This window comes from Methylobacterium sp. J-077 (assembly GCF_022829365.1).
In the GTDB taxonomy this organism is placed as follows: domain Bacteria; phylum Pseudomonadota; class Alphaproteobacteria; order Rhizobiales; family Beijerinckiaceae; genus Methylobacterium.
Genome location: NZ_JAKSYJ010000115.1, coordinates 1 through 5946 on the forward strand (window position 1 = coordinate 1; position 5946 = coordinate 5946).

Genomic DNA, 5946 nt, shown 5'->3' on the forward strand with positions numbered 1-5946 from the left:
TCTGGTACGACCGAGCGGAGCCGGAGGCGGCGCCTAGCCTCGTGCTGGAGGGTCTGGCGTATCTGGTCCTGCTGCTGCTCGCCGGGATGGCGTGCGGGGTACGGGTGTATCGGCTGCCCGACCGGCTGTGGTGCCAGGCCGCAGCCTGGCTCGCGCGACGGACCGCAGGACCACGCCGATCGTGAGTCGGCTGAAGGCGATAGACCTACAGGGCGTGCTTTTGAGGAGCGAGCCACCGAGCCCCTTGCCCTCTGACCCGTGGCTCGGCTCGGCGATCGTCGCGGAACCCGTGCGGGAGGCCGTGGCTTCTTGGTACAGAGGGATGGCTGGGCCAATGAAGACATTACCGAGCGAGACCGGACCGGCCGGACGGGACCGGAGCCTCGGCCAGCGCCTCTTCGCGCGCTACGGCTCGACCGCGATCCTGAGCGTGGTGTTGCTCGTTGTCGTCGGCTGGATCGGAATCCTAGGCTGGGTGGTGACGCGGCTGTTCGGCTGACTCCAGCTCGACCTGATACGGCCGGGCGGCCTCATCGGGCATCAGCGGAGCGTCGCGGCACAGCCGCCAGAACTCGACCAGACCGGCCGCATAGGCGGTGAGGATCACGGCAGCCCAGTGCATGATCGTGTCCTCTCAAGCGCCATCGATGCACCTTCGTGCACGCGAAAGCTTGACGTTTCCTCACCGGCCTCATGGAGCGACCCGGTTTAGGCAATATAGTGGCATATTACCGGTACTACAGCAGGCAATGTGCATTTATTTTGCGCAATCGGCCATTATGGCTGAACTAAACAGGTCAATCATGGCGTCGATCGGCGTCTTCCGACGTTGATCAGCGAATCGCCGGCGCCTCGTCCGCTCGCCCGCCCGGAGCCCCGGCAACGGTCACGCCGCCCCGCCCAAGCCGCGGACTAGGACCGGCTGCGTAATATCGCCCTCCGAGATAGATTCGAGATCGACCACCACGATCTCCGGTGGCACGCCCAGTCGCAACGGCCGGCCCGCCACGAAATGCGAGCCGAGCCCCGCCGAGACGATCAGGTCCCGCCCCGCCTCGGCGATGTGGCCATAGGCGTAGCGCAGCCCGTACCGGGACGGGAGCCACGGCGACCAGCCCAGGATCGGCACCTGGCCGCCATGCGTATGGCCGGACAGGGTCAGCGCGACCCGCGGGTCGAGACCAGTTTCGAACAGATCCGGCTTGTGCGCGAGCAGGATCGCGGCTCCCTCCGCGGGCGTAACCTGAAGCGCTCGCGCGAGGATCTCCGACCTCTGCCGGTCGAGGCCCTCCGGATTCAAATCACGGCCCGGCGTCGCCTCGCTCTCGAGGCCGACCAGACAGAGCGGGGCGGGGACATCGAGCCGCACGGCCGCGTTTTCGACAAACGCGATGCCGGCCGCCCGCAGGGCGCGCTCGGCGCGGGTCGGGCCGTGGCCGCGCCGGAGCGCCGCGCGATCGTCGCCCCAATCGTGGTTGCCCTGGATGGCGTACACCCCCTTCGGTGCCCGCAATCCGCGCAGGAGATTCGCCACCGTCTCGAACGGGACGGCGCCGCGACTCTGGGAGCCGTAATCGCCCAGCAGCACCGTGACATCGGGGGCGAGCGCGTTGGTGCGCGCGACGACATCGGTAATCGCGCCCTCGCCCATGCAGCGGGGATGGGCGTGGACATCCGTGAGCACCGCGATTCGCATCCTCAGGCCGGCCGGCCATCGTGCCGGGCACAGCTGGTAATGCGTCACCTGCACCCGATGGGGCTCGAACGCCGTCGCGTAACCTGCGCTAGCGAGACTTCCGGCCGCCGCGCAGGCGGCCGCCAAGGTCGGTCGGGACAGAAGCGTGCGGCGGGTTACATCGGCGGACGGCTCGGATCGAAGCCTGCATAGCACGGCCCGGCTTCGTCTCCGGCATTGCAGCCATCAGACGCCGACATTGGCGGCGTACGGGCGGCCCGCCGATCAGGCGGGGCTCATGCGACGGCCGCAATCGGATCGATACAACGGGCCGGACCGGCATGGCAGTCATCGCGGCCGCTGATCCCAGCACAGGGCCACAAGCTGCAAGCAGAGATGGCGCGACGGGATACGCGCACGGTCTTTCGCGCGCGTGAGCGAAACGCGATGTCATCCGACTGGTCACGTTGCTTGGGTTCAAGGTCGCCGCCATCGGATCACGACAGGGTAGACGATTGCGACGACGCATGGTTTTCTGTTTTTCGTCAGAAACGAAACGCCCAAAGGCCCCTGTAAAATCTGGTGCGAGGCAGATATATTTGACCCGAGGTCAGGTCTTTCGTATTCGCCGACAGGCAGACGACCTCGATCCGGACGCGATGCGCCAATCTCCGCCGTCGTCCCGATCAAAAATTTTGGATTTGCCGTTAAATAAGTATTGATCCGAGAAAAAGAGCATGTCATGAGGCTTTCAGTTCGTGGGCAGGCGTATCTTTTCTGCCCAGGATTGAATTCATGCACAGCACCTTTTCCATCGAGCCGCCCGCCTGCGGGTCGGTCCTCGACCGTCGTACCATCGCCTTGGCGAATGCCCGGTGGTTTCGCGCGATGGCGTGGAGCGCCCTGCGCGATGGTGCCCCGAAGGGTGCATTGCGCGCCGCCAATGCGCGTGCGGCCGCCCGCATCGTGCTGCGCCAAGCAAGACGCGACGCTCTGGTCAATCGACTGGTGACCGACGCCCTGGCGATGAGTGACTGATGCACTGCCGCGTTGAGGGCCTCTCGGCCGCGGCGGTCAGAACGCAACGTCGTTGCCAGCTTTCACATCCGTCGGCGGGTCATGCCTAGACGGAACGCCATTCGACGTGCAACCGCATGCCGTCAAGAAGGACAACATGCCCTTGGATCCAGTCTTTGCATAAGCAACACAGGTTGCGTGACCACGTTATAAGGGTGACCGCCGCCTGAACATCGGCGACGCTCGAAGATCTGATTTGATGTCGGGATTCGTTGGAGCGCTGCGATCCCTGTAGAAACACCCACCGGCTTGCATTGATAAAAATATCGGCGCTATCGAAGCGCTCGTGATCGAACAAAAGATCTTATCCGTTAACGAACGCCGCGCTGATCGCCGCACCGGACACGCGTCGTTAACGCTCAATGAATTCCATCGCAGAAAACCGGAACGGATCAACGCGTCCCTCGTAGATGCCCCAAGGTATGACGAAGGTTGTGCCGCCAGGAGTCAGCAATGGACGACGATCTCGAAGCGCGGCCTCTCGATGTCAGGCATCTGACGGCAAATATCGTGACCGCCTATGTTTCCAATAATCATGTCCAAGTCTCGGATTTGCCCAAGCTTCTCGCGAGTGTTTACGCCGCTGTGGTGGCGGCCGCGCAGGGACATGGTCCGGCGCCTGCGGTTTCAGAGGGCCCGGTCGAGAAACCGTCCGCTGCCGAGATCCGGCGCTCGGTCGGCCGCGATGCCCTGATCAGCTTCGAGGACGGCAAACCCTACAAGACCTTGAAACGGCATCTCACCGGCCGCGGCCTCACGCCGGAGGGTTATCGCGAGAAGTGGGGGCTGCCGCGGGACTATCCGATGGTCGCGCCGGATTATGCCGAACGGCGATCCGCCCTGGCGAAGGCGATCGGCCTTGGGCGGCCAAGCGGAGGGGCTTCAGCCGGCGACGCGCCGGGTCGTGCGGAGCCCAAGGTCCAACGCCGGAAGAAGTCGGCCTGATATACGGGCTCCGGAGCAACGCCGTGGCTCTCCTTAGTTCCACCGTCATCACGCGCGAAGCGACATGATCCAGGGCGGCACGAGACGCGCAGGGCCCCCCGACGCAACGGCCTTGCTTCGCTCGCGGCGGCAGAACGATCACGAAGCGACCACCGGGAGCCCGCGACACGCCGTTCGGAAGGCATGAAACCGTGGGGGCGTTCCGCGCGGAACGCCCCCACGGTCGATTCGCGCATGATTGTGTCGCTGGTTCAGACCGCGTGGGTCCCAGGAATTGCGATCCGCGACACCGAACTGGTATTCACCCGCGCGATGCCAAACGAAAGATCGATACCGCCGGCACGCACCATCTGTCGATCCTGCGGCGAGACGATCCGCGCGGGCACGACCTATTGCGTCGCGTGCGCGACCCGTCAGGCCGATAGCGACGCCGCCGTCTTCGATCGTTGGCTCGCCATCCTGTTCAGCGGTGCGGGCATCGTCGTCCTGGTGCTGGCCGCCTATATCGCAGCCCGATATCTCAACCTCCTGGCGTGATCGCTTGCGAGCCGACGCATCGGTGATGATGGCTCTGCCCAAGCGTCCCGCTGGCCTCGGCGCAGGAGAGCCGGAGCAGTCGTCCACGCGCACGGCAAAGGCCTCGCGGTGCCGCGACGGCGTCGGATCGTCCCGTCATCGGCGGGGGGCGGCCCCGTCGACCGGCGCGGCGCCCACGCATCCTTCGCCTTAAGAACAGGTCTCGTCCGCCCGCGGCTGCGCCGAAATATGTACGTCGCGGGCCGATAGAGCCGAGCTATGCCGAGTCCTACCCAATCCGGGAATTTGGGGGGTTGCAGGATGGCTCGGCGATCGATTCTGGTCTTGGCGCTCTGTCTCGCGTCATCGGCCGCATGGGCCGCCGGCGACATCGCCGTGGACATGGCGATGATCTCCAACGGCGATCTCAGGGTCTTTGGCACTCTGGCGCCGCCGCGCGCGGCCAGCGTCGTGCTGGACGACAAGTTCGACACGCGAGCGGATCAAGACGGGCGCTTCGCGTTCCGGATCCCCTATCACCCGGAAACCTGCGTGGTGACGCTAAAATCCGAGGCGATCAGCCGGCAGGCCGTCGTCGGCTATTGCGCCCGGCCAGCGCCCGTGAAGCAGGCGGCGGCTGCGCCGTCGCGCCCGGCCCCCGTGATGCTCGCGGCGAACACGCCCAAAAGCGAGATCGGCCCGCGTGGTCCGCAGGGCGCCGCCGGTCCGCAGGGGCCCGAGGGGCCGCAGGGCGAGCGGGGCACAAGGGGCGAACCGGGCCCAATCGGTCCCGCCGGACCTCCCGGACCCGTCGGACAGGCTGGCCCGAAAGGCCCGGCGGGCGAACGCGGCGAGCGCGGCCCAGTGGGACCGGCCGGGCCCGAGGGCAAGGCGGGCGCTTCCGGCATCGCTCTGCGGGTTCAAGTAGAGGAATGTGCCGCGGGCGGACGGTGCGTGGCGACCTGCACCTCCGAGGAGTTCGCAGTGAACGGCACCTGCAGCGGCGGCGAGCGCCCCGCCATGGACGAGAGCAGCATCTACTGCTTCGCCCTGGGTTCGGTGCCGACCGCCATGAAGGCCCGGGCGATCTGCGCGCGTCGTTGACGCGGACGTCGCAGTGCAAAGCTGAGCTTCGATAAGCTGAGCCAGGATGATTTGTCGCATCCATGGCCGTGTCACGACACGAGGATTTTGCTGCCGACGATCTCCAACGACCGGACTGGGCAAGCTGGTACGCTGGCCACAGCTCCTTACTTTTAGCGTTGGCAGCGATCTACAGCGGCGGCAGCACCGTGGAACCGGTGCGGTAGACCTGACGACGGCGGGCTACTGGGTGCTGGCCTTTTATGCTGATGTTTCGGCGGGTCTGATCGACCGCTAGTGCACTGACTCAGACGGATGGTTCATGGGACCGGCTGACGGCGGCGAGGATGTCGGTAGCCGGCTTGGTCCAGACGAAGGGTTTGGCGCTCCGGTTGTGCTCGGCGATGTAGCGTTTGATCGCCGCCTGCAGGTCGACGACGCCGGTGAATGAGCCTCGCCGCAACCGACGCCGGGTGAGCGCTGAGAAGAAGCCCTCGACCGCGTTGAGGCACGAAGCCGAGGTCGGGGTGAAGTGGAACGTCCAGCGCCGATGCCGGGCGAGCCAGGCGCGTACCTTCGGATGCTTGTGGGTGGCGACGTTGTCGAGGATCGCGTGGATTGCCTTGCCGGGCGGGACGGTGGCCTCGACG

9 protein-coding genes are annotated in these 5946 nt (G+C 65.9%); 6 read left to right on the forward strand and 3 right to left on the reverse strand.

The features are described 5' to 3' along the window. Both MKL11_RS12655 and MKL11_RS12660 read left to right on the forward strand, forming a co-directional pair. Positions 1 to 185, forward strand: a 185-nt coding sequence (locus tag MKL11_RS12655) for a hypothetical protein (protein ID WP_243943904.1), incomplete at its 5' end; no start/stop codon positions are given. Positions 186 to 334: 149 nt separating this feature from the next. After that, positions 335 to 499 (forward strand): hypothetical protein, encoded by a 165-nt coding sequence (locus MKL11_RS12660; RefSeq protein ID WP_243943906.1) that lies wholly within the window; start codon positions 335 to 337, stop codon positions 497 to 499. On the opposite strand, the gene MKL11_RS12665 is transcribed toward MKL11_RS12660, so the two are convergent. Together MKL11_RS12665 and MKL11_RS12670 are read right to left on the reverse strand one after the other, a co-directional pair. Beyond that, positions 467 to 622, reverse strand: a complete 156-nt coding sequence (locus MKL11_RS12665; protein WP_243943908.1) for a hypothetical protein — start codon at positions 620 to 622, stop codon at positions 467 to 469. The two genes, MKL11_RS12660 and MKL11_RS12665, sit on opposite strands and share 33 nt — an antisense overlap. Before the next feature lie 264 nt (positions 623 to 886). Continuing rightward, on the reverse strand, positions 887 to 1684 hold the full coding sequence (locus MKL11_RS12670) for a metallophosphoesterase (RefSeq protein WP_243943910.1): 798 nt from the start codon (positions 1682 to 1684) through the stop codon (positions 887 to 889). 786 nt (positions 1685 to 2470) lie between these two features. Between MKL11_RS12670 and MKL11_RS12675 the strand changes: the two genes are divergently transcribed. The 4 genes from MKL11_RS12675 to MKL11_RS33085 all read left to right on the forward strand — a co-directional run bounded on the left by MKL11_RS12675 (position 2471) and on the right by MKL11_RS33085 (position 5317). Further along, entirely contained in the window at positions 2471 to 2713 is a 243-nt protein-coding gene (locus MKL11_RS12675; RefSeq protein ID WP_243943912.1) for a hypothetical protein, read from the forward strand. Positions 2714 to 3205: 492 nt separating this feature from the next. Continuing rightward, positions 3206 to 3697: a MucR family transcriptional regulator gene (locus MKL11_RS12680; protein ID WP_243943915.1), complete on the forward strand. Its 492-nt coding sequence runs from the start codon at positions 3206 to 3208 to the stop codon at positions 3695 to 3697. A 234-nt stretch (positions 3698 to 3931) separates the two neighbouring features. Continuing rightward, entirely contained in the window at positions 3932 to 4234 is a 303-nt protein-coding gene (locus MKL11_RS12685) for a TraR/DksA C4-type zinc finger protein (RefSeq protein ID WP_243943916.1), read from the forward strand. 381 nt (positions 4235 to 4615) lie between these two features. Continuing rightward, the gene (locus tag MKL11_RS33085; protein WP_279600469.1) at positions 4616 to 5317 is read left to right on the forward strand and encodes a collagen-like protein; all 702 of its coding nucleotides are present in this window, start codon (positions 4616 to 4618) and stop codon (positions 5315 to 5317) included. Between the two features lie 286 nt (positions 5318 to 5603). Here MKL11_RS33085 and MKL11_RS12700 read toward each other — a convergent pair. After that, positions 5604 to 5946 (reverse strand): transposase (locus tag MKL11_RS12700; protein WP_243943920.1); only part of this gene is annotated, 343 nt, incomplete at its 5' end.

Bases quoted from the DNA above. Each gene is read 5' to 3' on its own strand.
- MKL11_RS12685 (WP_243943916.1), top strand. From the start codon at position 3,932: ATGATTGTGTCGCTGGTTCAGACCGCGTGGGTCCCAGGAATTGCGATC.
- MKL11_RS12675 (WP_243943912.1), top strand. From the start codon at position 2,471: ATGCACAGCACCTTTTCCATCGAGCCGCCCGCCTGCGGGTCGGTCCTC.
- MKL11_RS12660 (WP_243943906.1), top strand. From the start codon at position 335: ATGAAGACATTACCGAGCGAGACCGGACCGGCCGGACGGGACCGGAGC.
- MKL11_RS12680 (WP_243943915.1), top strand. From the start codon at position 3,206: ATGGACGACGATCTCGAAGCGCGGCCTCTCGATGTCAGGCATCTGACG.
- MKL11_RS12665 (WP_243943908.1), bottom strand. From the start codon at position 622: ATGCACTGGGCTGCCGTGATCCTCACCGCCTATGCGGCCGGTCTGGTC.
- MKL11_RS33085 (WP_279600469.1), top strand. From the start codon at position 4,616: ATGGCGATGATCTCCAACGGCGATCTCAGGGTCTTTGGCACTCTGGCG.